The organism is Pseudomonas sp. LJDD11 (genome assembly GCF_024584215.1).
Taxonomy (GTDB): Bacteria; Pseudomonadota; Gammaproteobacteria; order Pseudomonadales; family Pseudomonadaceae; genus Aquipseudomonas.
This window is the reverse complement of record NZ_JANJFL010000005.1, coordinates 188,438-205,227: the sequence shown is the minus strand read 5'-3', so window position 1 is coordinate 205,227 and position 16,790 is coordinate 188,438. Positions and strand designations below refer to the sequence as shown.

At 53.1% G+C, this 16,790-nt stretch carries 15 protein-coding genes and 2 pseudogenes; 6 read left to right on the top strand and 11 right to left on the bottom strand.

Annotated features, from left to right (window positions below; genetic code table 11):
- Positions 1–97: 97 nt before the first annotated feature.
- Genes NRB16_RS09175 through NRB16_RS09165 form a run of 3 tightly spaced genes read left to right on the top strand, consistent with a single transcriptional unit; the run spans position 98 to position 2,966 of the window.
- Positions 98–1,333 carry an argininosuccinate synthase-related protein gene (locus NRB16_RS09175; protein WP_257106004.1) on the top strand — a complete coding sequence of 412 codons (1,236 nt, stop codon included), beginning with the start codon at positions 98–100 and terminating at the stop codon, positions 1,331–1,333.
- Positions 1,333–2,088: a 2OG-Fe dioxygenase family protein gene (locus tag NRB16_RS09170; protein WP_045485439.1), complete on the top strand. Its 756-nt coding sequence runs from the start codon at positions 1,333–1,335 to the stop codon at positions 2,086–2,088. The genes NRB16_RS09175 and NRB16_RS09170 overlap by 1 nt, the downstream gene beginning before the upstream one ends.
- Positions 2,085–2,966, top strand: coding sequence for a DMT family transporter (locus NRB16_RS09165; protein ID WP_045485437.1), 882 nt, complete (start codon positions 2,085–2,087; stop codon positions 2,964–2,966). The genes NRB16_RS09170 and NRB16_RS09165 overlap by 4 nt, the downstream gene beginning before the upstream one ends.
- Positions 2,967–3,087: 121 nt before the next feature.
- Here NRB16_RS09165 and NRB16_RS09160 read toward each other — a convergent pair whose 3' ends face one another.
- Positions 3,088–3,837, bottom strand: a complete 750-nt coding sequence (locus NRB16_RS09160; protein ID WP_257106003.1) for a class I SAM-dependent methyltransferase — start codon at positions 3,835–3,837, stop codon at positions 3,088–3,090.
- A gap of 195 nt (positions 3,838–4,032) precedes the next feature.
- Here NRB16_RS09160 and NRB16_RS29640 point away from each other — a divergent pair.
- A pseudogene (locus NRB16_RS29640) lies at positions 4,033–4,257 on the top strand (DUF3592 domain-containing protein); the annotation flags it as partial.
- Positions 4,258–4,706: 449 nt separating this feature from the next.
- Here the strand turns inward: NRB16_RS29640 and NRB16_RS29635 are convergent.
- The 10 genes and pseudogenes from NRB16_RS29635 to NRB16_RS09115 form a co-directional block, all read right to left on the bottom strand.
- Positions 4,707–5,174, bottom strand: a complete 468-nt coding sequence (locus NRB16_RS29635; RefSeq protein ID WP_257106022.1) for a methyl-accepting chemotaxis protein — start codon at positions 5,172–5,174, stop codon at positions 4,707–4,709.
- Between the two features lie 72 nt (positions 5,175–5,246).
- A pseudogene (locus NRB16_RS29630) lies at positions 5,247–6,014 on the bottom strand (PAS domain-containing protein); the annotation flags it as partial.
- Between the two features lie 236 nt (positions 6,015–6,250).
- On the bottom strand, positions 6,251–6,547 hold the full coding sequence (locus tag NRB16_RS09145) for a lipid asymmetry maintenance protein MlaB (protein WP_253117795.1): 297 nt from the start codon (positions 6,545–6,547) through the stop codon (positions 6,251–6,253).
- Between the two features lie 13 nt (positions 6,548–6,560).
- Positions 6,561–6,929, bottom strand: coding sequence for a response regulator (locus NRB16_RS29625; protein ID WP_253117796.1), 369 nt, complete (start codon positions 6,927–6,929; stop codon positions 6,561–6,563).
- Positions 6,930–6,980: 51 nt separating this feature from the next.
- On the bottom strand, positions 6,981–8,300 hold the full coding sequence (locus tag NRB16_RS09140; RefSeq protein ID WP_257106002.1) for an HD domain-containing phosphohydrolase: 1,320 nt from the start codon (positions 8,298–8,300) through the stop codon (positions 6,981–6,983).
- A 2-nt stretch (positions 8,301–8,302) separates the two neighbouring features.
- A complete protein-coding gene (locus NRB16_RS09135; RefSeq protein ID WP_257106001.1) occupies positions 8,303–9,631 on the bottom strand; it encodes an ATP-binding protein in 1,329 nt (442 codons plus the stop codon).
- A gap of 13 nt (positions 9,632–9,644) precedes the next feature.
- Positions 9,645–10,256 (bottom strand): chemotaxis protein CheC, encoded by a 612-nt coding sequence (locus NRB16_RS09130; protein ID WP_257106000.1) that lies wholly within the window; start codon positions 10,254–10,256, stop codon positions 9,645–9,647.
- The gene (locus NRB16_RS09125; RefSeq protein WP_257105999.1) at positions 10,256–10,615 is read right to left on the bottom strand and encodes a response regulator; all 360 of its coding nucleotides are present in this window, start codon (positions 10,613–10,615) and stop codon (positions 10,256–10,258) included. The genes NRB16_RS09130 and NRB16_RS09125 overlap by 1 nt, the downstream gene beginning before the upstream one ends.
- Before the next feature lie 181 nt (positions 10,616–10,796).
- The gene (locus NRB16_RS09120; protein WP_257105998.1) at positions 10,797–11,426 is read right to left on the bottom strand and encodes a response regulator transcription factor; all 630 of its coding nucleotides are present in this window, start codon (positions 11,424–11,426) and stop codon (positions 10,797–10,799) included.
- Positions 11,427–11,428: 2 nt separating this feature from the next.
- A complete protein-coding gene (locus NRB16_RS09115) occupies positions 11,429–12,889 on the bottom strand; it encodes a PAS domain-containing protein (protein WP_257105997.1) in 1,461 nt (486 codons plus the stop codon).
- A 220-nt stretch (positions 12,890–13,109) separates the two neighbouring features.
- Between NRB16_RS09115 and NRB16_RS09110 the strand changes: the two genes are divergently transcribed.
- Both NRB16_RS09110 and NRB16_RS09105 read left to right on the top strand, forming a co-directional pair.
- On the top strand, positions 13,110–15,599 hold the full coding sequence (locus NRB16_RS09110) for an ATP-binding protein (RefSeq protein ID WP_257105996.1): 2,490 nt from the start codon (positions 13,110–13,112) through the stop codon (positions 15,597–15,599).
- Between the two features lie 71 nt (positions 15,600–15,670).
- A complete protein-coding gene (locus tag NRB16_RS09105) occupies positions 15,671–16,741 on the top strand; it encodes an HD domain-containing phosphohydrolase (RefSeq protein ID WP_253117804.1) in 1,071 nt (356 codons plus the stop codon).
- Positions 16,742–16,790 lie beyond the last annotated feature (49 nt).

Here is a 16,790-nt window from a genome sequence, read left to right as displayed (position 1 = left end):
TGTCCTGAAGGTAGGGCTAATTATCAGCCCGGGTCACGCCAATAATTCCGGCACTGGACAGGAAAGTCCAGATCAGCCCGCCTTGAGGATAATTGGAATGGCCCGTGGAATGGATGTTCGTAGTCTGGAAGACCTGCTGTTCGTATCGCATCGGACTCAACACATCCTGACTCTTTTTAGCGGTGGCCTGGATAGCACCTACCTGCTGCACAAGCTGTCCTCGCTCGGCTGCAAAGTCACCGCACTGGCCGTGGATGTGGGCGAAGGCATTGACCACGCAGAGCTGTCGAGAATTACCGGTTTTTTTGGCGTAACGCTGAAGCAGGTGGATGGCTGCAGCACTTTCGTGGAGCAAGCAGTCCTGCCGGCACTTCAGTCAAACGCTCAGTATCTGGGCATGTACCCGATCAGTTCTTCCCTTTCGCGACCGATCATTGCCCAGATAGCGGTGGAGACGGCGCATAAACTGGGCTGCGGCGCCATCCTGCATACCGCCAATCAGTCGCAGAACAGCCTGCGCCGCCTTAACGGCGCCATCAAGCAACTCGGTTTTACCGGCTTCAGCGGAAGTCCGTATGAGTATTCGGCGCTTACCCGAGAGGAAAAGATCGCAGAGCTCAATGCAATCGGGCTAGGCGGGTTCCAGTCACGCAGCATGAGTGGCGATGCCAACCTCTGGGTACGCGAGTATGAATCCGGCAAGCTGGATAATCCTGAAGATTTCTGCATTACCGAAGACATCTACTCCTGGACCAGCACATCCCATCCCCGTGTGTGCGACGAGATGGAAATCGAGTTCCGCGGTGGCCGACCGCTCTCGCTCAATGGTCAGGTACTGCCGTTGCAGGAGCTTATTCATAAAGCCAACTATCTGGCCGGCAGCTTCCAGATTGGCCGTTACAGTGGTCTTGAGCATCTGGAAGGTGGTGAAAAGGTATTCGAAGTCAGGGAAGCGCCAGCAGCATCAGTGCTCATGCTGGCCTATCGAACTCTGGAAACGGCGGTACTGGATGCCGACCTGATTCGGGAAAAGATCACCCTTGAGCAGCTTTGGGTGCGTGAAGCCGTCGAAGGGCGCTGGTTCTCGCCGCTGAAGGCTTCGATTGATGCCTTCATCCAGCAAACCAGCAAGGCAATCAACGGCAAGGTAAGGCTCAAGCTCAGCACCGGCAGCGCTCAGCTTGCCGCTATCCAGGCCTCGTCGGCGCTCTATCTGACCGACCGGGACGGTTGGGAAAAGGAAACTGCACAGGAGCGCGCCAGTCGCAGCCTGGCGGATATGCATGGTGCGCACGTGCCACAACCGGTGCGTAAACTGCAAGGAGTGGCCTGATGACTGTGTTCACGACAGAGATTTGCCTGAGCCACGCCGGGCAATTGATTCTCGGAACCGACCTGCGTAGCCAAGGCTGGGCATTTGGCCGCAGTACCGATGTGGCCCGCTGGTTCAACCTGGACGACGAAAGCTGGCAGGAGTTTGCCGCTTACTGGGAGGGGCTTGCGCTCGACGAGCACATGGCCGATCACGGCACATATCGTTACCGGCGTTACAGCGAATTTGAATTCCAGAAGGGCGGCAGCCTGAAGAAACTGCCGCACACGCCTTACGAGCAGCCCAAGAACATCAACACGCTCAATGGTGGCGTCGCACGTCAATTTCCGCCTCTGGAGCAAGGCTTTGTCGACCACCCTTTCTTCAGCGCACTGCTCGCCGGTATGGCGGGCATATTCGACGAGGCGCAAGGGCAACGCTGCCGGTGGAACATCCGCCTGCATCCTTATCGTATCGTCACCAATGACTACGAGCAGGGTAAGCCCACGCCTGAAGGCCGTCACCGCGACGGGGTGGACTACATCATCATGATGCTGGTGCGGCGGGTCGGCATTACCGGCGGCATCACGCGCGTCTCTTCACCAGACAACACCACGCTATTTGAAGGCATGCTTGCCAGATGCCTGGACATGATCGTCGCTGACGACCGGCAGGTTCTGCACGAGGTGTCGCCAATAGATTGCGCGCAGTCGGGTGAGGAAGGCTATCGAGATGCCCTGATCATCGCGTTCACCCGTATGGAGTCGCCAGCATGACGCTGTCAAAAATGAGAGTTTCCGAACTGATGCTGCTCAGCGTGGCGATTGTCTGGGGGACCAGTTACGGTGTCGCCAAAGGCGCGCTGGCGTTCTATCCGGTGATCGGGTTCCTTAGTGTGCGCTTCATCATGACCTTCGTTCTGTTGTTGCCCACGCTGCGCGGACACCTGAGAAGCGCGCTGCCTTCCGGGCTTATCCTTGGCACGTTGCTGCTAGGTATTTTCCTCTGCGAAACCTTCGGCATGGCGCAGACCTCGGCGAGCAATGCGGCCTTTCTGATCAGCCTGTGCGTGGTGTTCACCCCGTTTGTGGAATGGCTGATCTTTCGCCAACGCCCAAGCGTCGAGATGTTCGTCATCACCGGGGTTTCGCTGCTGGGTGCGGTGCTTCTGACCGGGGCCGAAGGGATGCAGATGAACCCGGGTGACTGGCTGATGATCATGGCGGCAGTCTTGCGTGCCTTCATGGTCTGCCTCACCAAGATTCTGCTGCAGAACTCGAAGATACCAGCGCTGGCGATTACTGCAGTGCAAGTGGGCGTGGTCGGGTTCGGCAGCCTGCTCCTGCTGTTGATCACCGCAGGGGCTATCCCGCCGCTGCCCGATGCGCCGTCGTTCTGGATAGCAACCGTGTACCTGGTGGTGTTCTGCACACTGTTCGCATTCTTTGCCCAGAACTACGCACTGAAACACACCAGTCCCACGCGGGCGTCCTTGCTGATGGGCATGGAACCGCTGTTCGGTGCCTGTTTCGCGGTCCTCTGGCTCAATGAACAACTGACCCTGGTGTCGTGGACCGGCGGTATGCTGATCGTCATCGCTTCGCTACTGGGCATGCGCCCCCGCAAGGAAGAGAAACTGGCCGCGCCGGCGTAAATACCCAGGCACAGACATAAACCCCGGCTCCGGGAATCTGCCGCAGGCCATGCTGCCTGCGCAGTTTCCTGGAGCTGTCGTTTCCTTCACCCCGCCGTCCATGCCCGCCAGCAATGCGCGTTCAATCAGTGGTTTTCATACAAACAAAAATCGCATTGCCAGAAACCCCATCCCAGGCGGCGATCTTTTCGTAGTCGTGTTCAAACATATGCACCTTAAACCATGGCTGCAGCAATGCCTGCAACTCGGCGAAACTGGTGGCCACCATCGGGTGTTCATCGCGCCAGGTCTGGGTCACCCCATCACAGGTCTTGTCGATACGCAGGCGTAGCGACTGCCGCTGACCTTCGCCTGGGTAGTGCCAGGCCGAGCCGAAGGAAAACTGGCTAGTGCCTTGAGTCGCCGTGTGGCCCACCGACGAGCCGTTGTCGATACGTTGTCTGTCCACCGAGTTGAAACAGAACACACCCCCGTCGCCCAGCGCGGCATGCACCCGGGCAAAACAGGCTTTGAGCCGTTCGACGTCGGCGTTGTAGTGGATGGAGTAGAGAAAACAGGTGACCAGATCCAGCGGTTCGCTGACCGTGAAAGCGCCCATGTCCTGACACATGAAGCGGGCCTCGGGGCAACGCTGCGCCGCGATATCGAGCATCGGCTGATTGATATCCAGACCCGCGCTGCGGTAGCCGGAATCGAGAAAATGCCGAATATGCGGCCCGGTGCCACAACCCAGGTCCAGATGATTGACCCCGCGATTGCCGAACAACTGATGAAGCCGGCCAATACCCCGGCTTTGCGCCTGATAGTCGATGTCGGCGCACATCAGGTCGTAGTAGCCAGACAGATCGGTATACAGCGCATTGGAGGTCATAGAGAACCGGCAGGTTGGGCAGGGAGAATGGGGCGCGGCATCATACCCTATGCGCTTAAGAGCCTTTGCTCCTGCTCAAGGTACAACCCGACCCGGTTCACGCTCCAACTGGTGATGCCGGCCATCTGGTTGACAGCATCGAAGTGATCCATCGGGTGGGCCGAGCGAATCACCTTGCCCAGATGCGACCTTCTACAAATCGACTCCGTCGACGCGGCGGGCAAAGCGATCAATCACTTCAAGAGCGGGATGATTTTCGGCTGAGTGGTGGGCGATCCGGTGACGGTGCTCTGCCGCGACGACGCCCCTTCTAGCACCGCAATCATCGAAGACCATGGCGCGCTGTGGGGCGCGAGTCAGTTGGCGGACTTTTCCGCTATTTTGTTTAGCGCAGGCGGTGGCTACCACTTGGCTGCATGAGTTCGCAGGCGCCGAACGGAACAGCATTTTTAAGGATATTCAGACGCAAATTCCATTTCCGGTCAGTGTCGTTGACTGGTGCTACAAGACCGTCAGCAGTGGTGGATTGACCGTGGTGTTTGCGACCGCTACTGCGGTACTGTGCCCTGACCGACCCGAATGGGGTCGACCAGCAGTTCCGCTACGGCTCGGTCGGACTCGATACTCGCTAGTGTGCAAGGGGCGTTTCGGTCTGCAAATTGGAAGGCTCGACCTCTAAATTTCTGACGCCACGAAAACCTAGACCTACTCGATAGGTCTGGAGCGTCAAATAAGAAGACATCTTAAAAATAAAGTGAGCCCGCGCGGCGATGACCTCGCGGGCATAAGAGAAATTAATTCCGAAGTGGTCCGTCAGTATAGAACGGCCAATTTTTTGATCACGTCATCAGCCTTGAATAACGCAAAAACTAACGATTTTCTTTAAACAGCGTAGATACTGTACGTGCAACGTGGTCGGCACCGTCGCTTATTTCACGCATTATCGTAGTAACCGATACAATCTGATCGTTGCTTTCATCGGCGCTACTGGCGATGCTATTCATGTTAACGTTGAGTTGCTGAGTCAGCTTCCCATTTTCAGTAACCACACTCTGAATCTCCACGGTGGCGCGGCTAGTACGAGCTGCCAGCAAACGAACCTCATCGGCAACAACAGCGAAACCTCGACCCATCTCGCCAGCACGAGCCGCTTCAATGGCGGCATTTAGCGCTAACAGATTAGTCTGCTCTGCCACACTTTGAATAGTCGTGACTATTTTCTCTATATCTTGGGCCTGGGTATTTAGCTGATTAATTAAAGCAACTGCATCATTAATGAGACCTACTGTATTTTGGGATTGCGCAATAGAGCTTCCAAGAGAATCAATTCCACGCAATGAAATTTGTGAGGTCTCTTCAGCGGTCGTAAAGGACAGCTCTGCGGCCTTACGAATTTCTTCTGTCTTGTGTCTCTGGGCGCTTACGTCAGTTGCAAATTTAATTATTTTTATTACCTCGCCATCTCCATCAATAACCGGATTGTAGGTGGCCTCAAGGTAAATGATATTCCCTGATGAGGTTTTACGCTCAAACTGACCTGCGAAAAACGTCCCACTTTTTAGACTCTGCCAAAAGCTGGGGTTTTTTTGGTAAAATTCGTCGAAACAAAACATTCTATGATGTCGACCTTTTACATCCTTCAATCGGTAACCCATAGCACTGAGAAAATTATCATTTGCCGTTAGCACCACACCATCAGGGGTGAATTCGATAACGGCCATTGATCGATTTATAGCGGCATATGCTGAATCAAGAAGCAAAAGGTTCTCCTGATTGCATGTAACATCAGAAGCAATTTTGCAGACCTCGATCGTTTTATTCTCTTCATCTTTCACAGGAAAATAAGTAGCTTCCAGCCAAATGAAAGAGCCATCTTTTTTTAGCCGCTTGAACGTCCCTTTTTGTGACTCGCCACTCGCTAGGCTTTGCCAGAATTTTTTATACTCACCAGCGCTATAGTAAGAGCTTTCACAAAAAATTCTATGGTGTTTACCTATTAATTCTTCACGGGCATAACCCATGGTTTCCAGAAAAATATCGCTCGCGTCAATAATGTGCCCATCGGTTTTGAAACGAATAACTGCCAGGCTTTGCTCCAAGGATGAAGCACGACATTGAAGCTCAGTTATTTTTTTCTGGTAGCCTAGAATTTCGTTTTTTTTATTAAATGAGAACATGGCTTATACTCCGCATTTTCTACCTTATGGGCAACGAACCTGATGAGCGATCAGCCAATTTTTTCCCTAAAATTCTATCCAAAAAATAACAAGCCTCGGCATTCGTTACATCATACTCGCACCATTGACCGTTCTTTATTATCGATACACTCTGAGCCACGGAAAGATTGGAACAGACATTTGTCAGTTTTTAGGCAATCTCCACTCTGTATCTTTTATTTACGCACGTTGCCAACTCAAGCATCCGTCTTCAATAGACGACTCAAACCGCGCGTTTCCAACATATTGATCATGACCTCGCTGGCGTTGCTCAGCAAAAGATGGCGCCCCAAGCGATTTGATTCAATCTTGGCAGTAATTAGCACTTGCACACCAGCAGCATCTATTTCCACGACATCACATAAATCAATTTCTATTTCCCTGGCCATGGGGATCAAATCCAGCAACAGTTGCTGTTGGGCAACTGCCGTGATCATGGTCAGGTCTCCTTCTTTGATGACTATGCGCTGAAACAGGCGATCGACGTCGCACATAATAAAGCCCTCTTTATAGAAAGATCATTCCATAAACCATCGCCAATAGATGGTGGGGCTGGAATGGCTTTAATACCCAGTGCTTGACCCCTGAATTAAGCGCGTGCCGACGAACCCCATCGTCAATGGCCGCTGTAAGTATGATAACCGGCGTGAATCTGCAGCCTGGCAAGGATCGGACGTTCTCCACAAAGGACACCCCATCCATCGCCGCCATATCCATATCAACCAGAATCAGATGTGCTTTGTTCTTACTTAGCCAAGCTAGGGCGTCGCTAGCCTCGCAGCAGTTTATCGCGTCGTACCCCCCCCCCTTAAGGGTGATCGTCAGCATTCGGCTGAGGGAAGACGAGTCACTAACAATCAAGAGCGACTGAGCCATGGGATGCACTCCAACAGAACCGGTTAAACAAAACTCAACGCGGCGCTTCGGCTAATGATCAGCCCGAATAAATACAGTGAAATGACCACCATCGACAGCTTCAAAAGCTGTCAACTTTTCGATCAGCAAAGCTGTCAATACCTTACCTTCGTTCAACAGCAACATTCCGTTGCTTGCGTTTAGATTGCGGTCGAGCACCATCCCGGGCAGTAGGCGCCGCACATCCATTATCTTGACAGAGGGGTCGATAAAGTTTTCCGGCAGATAACGGGTACAAACTTCGATAAACGGCTCAATCAGTCCGGGATCGTAGAGACGAGATTTATTGTGCCGCAGATGCATCAGCACTTCATCAAGGGTGAGGTAGCGATCCAGCACCAGTGCGCATTGCAGCTCCACATAATCAACCGCGAGCTTCAGGACTCGCGCCCCTAAAGGAATGGCCTGCCCCATAAGGCGATCAGGAAAGCCGCTGCCATCCCAGTGTTCTTGGTGATGACGAATCAGGTTGTTAGTCTCTTGCAATGGCTCAAGCGCCATCAACAGAGCTTCACTTTTGCCAGGATAACTTTTGTAGACATCGGCTTGCGTGCGTAATAATAGATCGGCAGAGTCCAGCAACATTTGGTCACTCCAGCCCAGCTTGCCAATGTTGTACAAGGCTGCCGCCATGGATAGGTTACGGGTATCTGCCTCGCTGAAACCTTGGTGGGAACAGTAGGTGCGAACAACTTCTATAACTCGTTGATTGGTCTGGCGAGCACGCGGCAGGCGCTGGTTGACCAAGAGCGAAAACACCTCTGTACTGGTTACGTAGCTGTGCCGTAATTCCTCGTAAGCCAGATCAAGCATGTCTGCTATCTGTTGTAACTCCGCTGTACGCGCCCTGACTCGATGTTCAAGACTGTCATTGAGATCACGCAAAGTTTCGTTCTGCTCACAGCTAAGTTTCAGCAGGCTGTCCCGATCACGGCGCACATTCTGCATTTCCAGAGCCTGCTCCAGCGTGAGCCGCAGTTCTTCATCATTCCAGGGCTTGCTAATGTAGCGAAAAATGTGTCCCTCATTGATTGCCTTGGCAATCATGCTCATGTCGGCATAACCGGTCAGCAGGATATTCATGCACTCAGGATCACGCTGATATACCTCGCTGAGCAGGGTTGGCCCATCCATGCCAGGCATGCGCGCATCGCTGACAATTAGATCAATATGGTGAAGTTCAAAAAGGCCCAGTGCCTGCTCGCCACTGGTCGCCAATAGCAAGTCATACGGTTTGTTCCTTAGCACACGACGCAGGCTGTTGAGAATATTTTCTTCATCATCCACCAACAGAACGGTATAGCGTTTGTCGCTTACGGATACCGTATTCATGATCAGTTTCCTTCTACGGAAGAGGTCAAGAGAGTGGCTGCCTGAGGTTGGCGCAATGGCAGCCATATCCGGAAGCAACTGCCGCGGCCCGGCTCACTCTCAACAGTGAGCTTTCCATGGTGCTTGACGACGATGTTGTAAGATAGCGACAGGCCAAGGCCCGATCCCATACCGACTGGCTTGGTGGTGAAAAACGGTTCGAATATCCGGTTCTGGATATCAGCAGGGATACCATGGCCGTTATCTGCAACTTCGATGAATACCCCGTTGCCTTCGCGGCCGCTGCTGATGATGATTTCACCGTGGGTACCAACGGCATGGCTGGCATTGATGATCAGGTTCATAAAGACCTGATTGATCTGCGAACCCATGCATTCGATCGGCTCGATGTCACCGTAGTACTTGATCACCTGCGCCTTGAACTTGATCTCGTTCCAGATAACGTTAAGAGTACTGTCCAGCCCCTTGTGCAGATCAGCAAGTTGCCACTCACAGCTATCGACATGTGAGAACTCGCGCAAGTCCTTGACAATCCGGTTGACCCGATCAAGCCCGTCGATTGATTCAACCAACAGATCGTCGATGTCCTGGCGCAGAAACTTGTAGTCCGTCTTGTCGCGAAGCATCGCAAGCTCAGGGTGATTCTGGTCGTTGCTCTCATCGCAGGCCAGCTCGTAGGCATCAATCAGAGCGAACAGATCCGCGAGATAACCACTTAGACTGTTGACGTTGGAAGAAACAAAACCAATCGGATTATTGATCTCATGAGCCACACCTGCTGCGAGTTGGCCTATCGCAGCCATTTTCTCGGATTGTAATAACTGCGCCTGGGCCTCCTCAAGGCGCGCAATCAGGCATGCTTGAGCGCTCTTTTCTGTTTCAAGCAACTCGTTGAGTTGTGCCAGCTCCAACTGCCGGGCAGCAGCGTCGGTTGCATCGCTGATCGCCAGACCAACCCCAAGAGAGCTGCCATCGGCGTCCTGTACCGGAAAGAAGGTGCAATTCTGATACATGTGCCTGACTGACCCGCTGATAGGTCGAGTACTACCAAAATTGAAGAGGTGCGGCCGCTGCTGCCAAGAGGTGAAAGCAAAATTCTGCAGAGTGAAAACACTGTTGATCTTTTGCCTGGTCCAGCGCTCGGGCAACTCCGGGAATGCTTCAAACAGTGTATTCCCTAGCAAGGCCTCAGCAGGACGGCCGCTATTAATGGACATGAAGTGATTGGAGAACAGGACCTTGTACTCCTTATCAACCAGCAACACGCCCATGTTGATGGCCTTGAGCATGGACTCAAGGGTTTCTCGAGAAATAGCCTTGTTATCTGTCATGAAGATGCTCCTTTCAAAGCCCGTCAAGCAGACGATCAATCGCGCGAACGACGATTCCGGCAGTACGTTCAGTTATGCAAATCAGCAGGTCGCAGGAAAACTGATGCGCCTCAACCTCGAAGCGGATTTCCAGCACCATCGCTAGGTGCTCATTCAGGTTCAACTCTTCAAGGCAGTTCTGCGGTTCATCGCGACGTACTAAAATCGAAGGCGCGTCGTAGCTCACCTGGATTGCCACCTGCCGGGCCAACCCGCTAATGCAAGCACCGGAGAGAATATTGGTGACATCGAGCATCAACTCTTCCTGTTGCTCCGGGCCACTGCCTTCATACCCCAGTAGTTCAGCCAGCTCATCGGCTCCCATGGCACCAAAGCAAACGAACACTTCCCCACGCAACTCGCCCAGAAAGGATTGCCGCGTCACGATCATGAAAATGCTGCGCAGATGTTCCGGAATCGACAGGTTGTTCTGTTCCCGCACCAATGGATGAATGAAAGGAACCGAGAGCGTAACGATGGTATCGGTCAACAGCGCCAAGCGCTCTGCAGCCTGTCCCATGGCAATGTTCATCAGTTCCTGCAATGCGTCGCGTTGATCTTCGGTGAGCGCGGCCAGGGTTTCCATCACAGCACCCCTATGAAGTGCAAAGCATTGAGTACAGCTTCAGCCGTCACCGGCTTCGCCACAAATGCAGCAGCCCCCAGATCAAATACCCGCTGTCTGGCTTGAGGCTGGATATCTGCGCTGATCACCACAACAACTACATTGGCGTCTTCACGTTTAAGGGCTTCGAGAGTCTGGAAGCCATCCATGATGGGCATGGTCAGATCAAGAAACAGCAGTTCCACCAACCCTGCATGGTAGGCCTCCATCACCTCAGCGCCATTGCAGGCCTGACGGATATCCTCGGTCAATACTGGGGGGAGTGAGCGCAAGACCAGCTTGCGGGACATTGATGAGTCGTCGGCTATTAGTACTTTCATGGCGAACTCCACCTTTCTGAAGTGTCCCTCAGCCTCAGTTGGGCTGGAGAAACAACAATTCATGGGGACTTGCCATCAATCTCGCTCTTACGGTGGCTATAAGCCATCAGGCAATGATGATCTTGTGTTAAGGATTTGCGAAGCGTGTAGGGATTTTCCTACATGGGCTGCCACGTTATTTTCAGATCCAGTTGTGGGTTATGGCATAACGTACCAGGTCGGCATTGGAGAGAAAGTTCATTTTTTCCATTAGCCGGGCTTTATGAGTACTCACCGTCTTGTTGCTAATCATGAGCTGTTGTGCGATTTCATTGACACTCGATCCTTGGGCCAGCAGCCGTAGAATCTGAAATTCGCGGTCCGAGAGACTCTCACCGGGTGCTGTCGGACCAGCCGTCATGCTTTGCAGAGCTATCTTCTCGGCCAGCACCGGATCGAGATAGCGCCCTCCCGTAGCGACCTTGCGAATGGCCGCCAGCAAGGTCTCGGGGTCACGATCCTTGGTCAGATAGCCAGAGGCTCCGGCGCGAAGGGCACGCTGGGCTATATGGGTCTCGTTGTGCATGGTAAGAATCAGGATCGATAGTTGTGGATAATGTGCACGGATACGTGCGATTAAGCTTTCGCCACTTTCCCCAGGCATATTCATGTCCAGCAAAAGTACGTTCACCTGATGCGTACGCAAGCCATCAAGAACCTGAGCAGCATTCTCGGCCTCTGCCACTACCTCAAGGTCTTTAACCAGAGCAAACAATTGTTTAAGTCCCTCTCGCATGATCCGATGATCATCGGCTATCAATAAGTGAATCATGTTCAGGCACTCCTGTGATCTGGAATCCAAAGCCGTACGGTAGTACCACTGCCCGGCGTACTGGAAATTTCAGCGCTACCCCCCAACATGAGGGCGCGCTCACGCATGCCGAATAACCCGAGGGTCTTGCCTCCCAGATTACCTAGTTCGAATCCTTGACCATCATCAACGATTTGTAGCAACCAGCGTCCGGCTTCATGCGTCAGCATAATGTCCACACGCGAAGCATTGGCGTGCCGGGCAACGTTGGTCAGGGACTCTTGGGTCACCCGGAAGACCGCCGTAGCGTCGGCATCATTCAGGATCGGTAACTCTGCTGGCAAGTCGAGTGTGCAAGGCATAGCCCATTGGCGTGTGAACTCATCGGTCAGCCACTCCAGCGAGGCCGCCAGCCCCATGTTTAAGGCCGAAGGGCGCAGAGAATTTGAAACATTGCGTACGACCTGTACCGTCCTGTCTGCCAACTGCAGAAGGTTGCCAACCTGTTCTCCAAGAGCCGGCAGTTGCACGCCATACTGAAATCTGAGCAGCGATATGCCCATCCGGATCGCGGTCAGGTACTGGCCTAGTTCGTCATGAATCTCTCTGGCGATAAATTTGCGTTCTTCCTCACGTGCATTCTCTCGGCTACTCAACAACTCATGCAATTGGGCATTGGACGATGCCAGGTTGCGCTGAGCATTGCGCAATATAGAAATGTCACGAATGACTGCCAGCAAACTGGTCAATCGTCCCTGCATATCCCATTCAGGTACCAGACTGATCTGAAATACCCGCTGTTCCCGCCGGGAGCGCTGTCGCACGTACTCGTGCTCCACAACGCGTCCATGCTCTGCGGCCTCAATGATGGCCTCAATCAGCATGCGCGATTGCACACCTGGCCAAAGGACGTCATCCAGCAAGTGTTGTAACAGGTCTTCCTTGGGCTGGTTCAGCCACTGCTCCAGAGTCGGATTGACGTACAGCAGTCGGCGGTCCGGGCTGAGACGAGCAATACCATCAGGAGAGTTTTCTACCAACGTACCGATTTCCTGCTGACGCTCACGCTCCTTGCGTTGAACCTCGCGGAGATCGGTGAAATCACGGGCAATACAAACAATCCGCCGAAGCACAGCTGCATCGTCCTTCAACGGCACTAGATTGAAATGCAGGTAGAGTGGCTGCGCACCACAGGGTAATTGGGTGTCGAGCTCAATCGGCCCGGCGACGTCGATGCAGTGTAAACAGATTGCTTCCACGATATTGGCGACTTCGCGTGTCAGAAATTGCCTGATGGCTTTACCGATCAGTTCGTCCTGAGCACGAGCAAGGCGGCGATACAGAGCAGGGTTGGCCTCCAGACAGGTCAACCCCAACGTCGGCCCGACCTCCAACAGGCACATCATATCCAGCGAGTGCTCAAAGATTTCCCTATAACGGGGTTCGCTGTGTTCACGCTTTTCATGCGTCGGGATCAATTCCATACGTCCGGTATCCATAGACGAGCTGAGGCGATGATAGTCAAAGCCAATTGCGAATGAGCAAGGACAGCTAGCTTTTCCCCCGGAATTTGTGCGTGAGAAATCGCGCAGCAAAACGTAATCCGCTTTTCTTCAATGAGCTGGACATTTTGAGAAGCCGGCTCAAGAATGATGGCATAACAACATTACTCGCTCACAGTGCCGCGAAGGCAGGGAGCACGCGATGAGCCAGGTCAAGCCCAGCATTGATTTCCGCCACTGGATTTGGCGGGCTTTTTTGCGAACGAGCCTGGTGCCCTTGGTGGTGGTCGAGTTCGCCTTGCTGACTGCTTATTTTCTGGCCAATCAATCAATCCTCGACTCGCAAAGCGACTATCTACACCAAAATGCCACTCGGGAACTGCAAGCCTCGGTAAAACAGAACGCCCACATTATTGATAGTGAGCTAGATCAGATCAGTTCTTTAGCTCGGCTGCTGGCCAGCACTGTCGGAACAGAGCTTGCCGAGACGCTGGTCTACGAACCCGCCAGACTGGCCATCAGCCCAGACGGCGTCCGATATAGCGATGTTAATGATGGAGGCGCGGCGTCTTTCTATTCCAATATCACGCCTTTGGATCGGCAAAACCTGGACATGGTCTCTCGCCTCAAGCGTGTCGACTACATGATGAAGGCACTCCAGCAAGGCAACCCGCTGATCACCAGCGTGTACTTCAACAGTGCCGACAGCTACAACCACATTTTCCCTTGGATCGATACCCTGACCCAGTACCCCCATGACATGAACATACCGCTGTTCAACTTCTACTACCTGGCAGACAGCAAACATAATCCCCTTCGTAAACCGGTGTGGACCGAAGTCTATCTGGATCCGGCGGGCAAGGGCTGGATGATGTCCGTGGTCGCACCGGTCTATGGCGGTGACACCCTTAAAGGCGTTGTAGGTATTGACGTCACAGTGAATGCCATTCTGCAAAAAATTGCCAAGCTCCATGTCCCATGGGCTGGCTACCTGACGCTGGTGAGCAAGGAACACAGCATCATTGCTCTGCCAGTTGAGGCCGAAAGCGACTTTGGCATACCGCCGCAGGAAATCCGAACCGGTTACACAAACATCAGGCACGAAAACTTCAAGTCCTCAGAGTTTTCCCTGACATCCCATCCTGACCTTCGCGCTCTTGATTTGGCACTAAATCTCCATCCAGACGGGCTGATTTCCGCAGAACTGGACAAACGCACCCACCTGATGGCCTGGAGCACGATCCTCTCGGCAGAGTGGAGCCTGCTGGCAGTGGTTGAGGAACATATCGTCATGCAGGAAATCCAGCATCAGGCAAGACACTTCCAACATGTTGGATATTTGATGGTAGCTGGCCTGCTGGTTTTCTATGCCGTTTTTTTCGCCTGCCTGTGGCTGCGCTCGCGTAATCTGAGCCAGCAACTCAGCGTCCCTATGATCGGCTTGGCCAATATGATGCACGAAATTGGTCAAGGCAATTGGGCGCCGCAAGCAACTCGTTCAAGCATTAATGAATTTAACGCTATGTCCAGTCAGACCCTGGAGATGGGCAGACAACTGGCCGTAGGCGATACTCGTCAAAAAGCAGCCCAGCAACGGCTGCAAATGGTGCTGGAAAGCGTCACAGAAGGCATGTGGGAGTACGCTCCCCAAACGGACACCTTTATGTTCAAAGGACCGCTCTGCACGCGCTTTGGGTTACCAGCACAAAACGTCTCGCCCCAGTACTTGCTGGGACTCATGCCAGAGGAAGATCGGCAGGGCTTCTGGCGCTTGCTGGAAGTCGCACAATCCAAGGAGGCCTGTGTAGCCGAAGTTGAATTCCGCTTGCCTGACCGGCAAGGAGAACTGATCTGGCTGCTTTGTCGCGCCAGCACCTTGAGCAGTCCGACCACTCGCCTCCCCTGCGTGGTCGGCACATGCGTCGACATCGATACTCTAAAACGGGTCGAGCAAGATCTACGCGAAAAAACCATCGAAGCCCAAGCAGCAAGCCAGACGAAATCGCGCTTTATCTCAAGTATGAGTCACGAACTCAAGACGCCACTGAACGCGATTCTAGGGTTCGCCCAACTCAGCCAACTGCACCCCAACATAAACCCCGCCCAAGCGCACGCGTACACCCAAGAGATCATGAACGCCAGTAAACATCTTCACCAGTTGGTCGATGCTCTGCTGGAATGGTCAAGCCTGCAAGCTGAAGCACCACGTCTCACGCTCAAACCTGTTGATGTCGATACATTGTTTCAAGAATGCCTCGCGATGATCACTCCGCAGATCTTGGCTCAAGGGTTATCACTGAAAATCGAGTCCCTGTCACAGCCTTGTTTCGTTATGGCCGATGGCAGACGTACCAAGCAAGTGCTTATCAACTTGTTAACGAACGCCGCCAAATACAATCGAACGAATGGGTCTATCGTTATGGGGGCTGAGGTTGATGAAGGGCTGCAGGTTGTCCGTCTTTTTGTCGAAGACTGTGGACAAGGCATCGATCCTGATCTGCTGGAACAACTGTTCCAGCCATTTCAACGCTTGGGTAAGGAGAACTCAAAAATCCAGGGGACCGGGATCGGCCTTGCCCTGTGCCGGGAGCTGGCGGAACTCATGGGCGGCAGAATGGGAGTCATCAGCAAGGTCTCAGCAGGAAGTCGGTTCTGGATAGAGCTGCCGATGGCTTTCAACCAGACAAAGTAAGAATTTAAGCAAAGATCACCGGTAAAAATTGAAAAGACTTTTTCGCACAGACTTATCGGAGGGAGTGAAAGATGTTCTCATCCATCAGAGACGATGCCGTTATCGTCATTATCGACGATGTAGCTACCAACATCCTCCTGCTGGAATCCTGTCTGCGCGCCTTCAACCTCCAGCACATCCAAACCTTCTCAAACTCTGCTGCGGGTCTTCAGTGGTGTCAGGACAACGATTGGGACCTGCTGCTGCTGGATATTGATATGCCTGCGCCAAATGGCTTCGACATACTCGACGCCTTACAGGGCAGAAACCGTACCGCCTCGTCGATCATTATCGTCACCGCCCTAGATGACCCGCATAGTCGGCGTATCGGCCTTGAAAAAGGTGCCAATGATTACATCTGCAAGCCAATCGACATGCCTGAGGTCCTGTTGAGAGTTCGTGGCTGCCTGATGCAGGCACAAAGTAGTCGCCTCTTACAGATTGCCAAGCACGAACTAGAACTCAAGATGGAGCAACGTACGGTACAACTCCAAGAGAGCTACCGCGCGATGTTACGCAGCCTGAGCCGCGCGGCAAGCTATAGAGACAACGACACCGGTGACCACATCGACCGCATCGGACAGTCGGCAGCACTGCTGGCCAAAAAAATCGGCATGCCAGCTAACTGGTGCAATCTGATTAGGCAAGCAGCGCCCATGCACGATGTGGGCAAGATCGGTGTGCCAGATAGCATTCTGCAAAAATCTGGTCCGCTGACTTGCGAAGAGCGTACACATATGCAGACCCATCCCCGCATAGGTTACGAAATCCTGCACGACCCTCACGGCTCGGGATTAACCGATATGGCCGCAGAAATTTCTTTGGGGCATCACGAAAAATGGGACGGTACTGGCTATCCTTCGGGACTGAAGGGCGAAGACATTCCCCTGAGCGCAAGAATTGTCGCCCTCTGCGATGTCTATGACGCCTTGCGTATGGTCCGCCCTTACAAATCAGCATGGGACATCGAAACGGCCACGACTTACATCAAAGAGCATGCCGGTAGCCATTTTGATCCTGTTTTGAGTGACGCTTTTTGCGAAATAATCAGCGAAGTCGAAAAGCTCAGGTTTGTTCAGAGCAAAGATATAGATGAGCGCTGAACAGCGTTGATTGTCCAGCATTAGTTTGTGGTCGAAAGTGGAGGCTAAA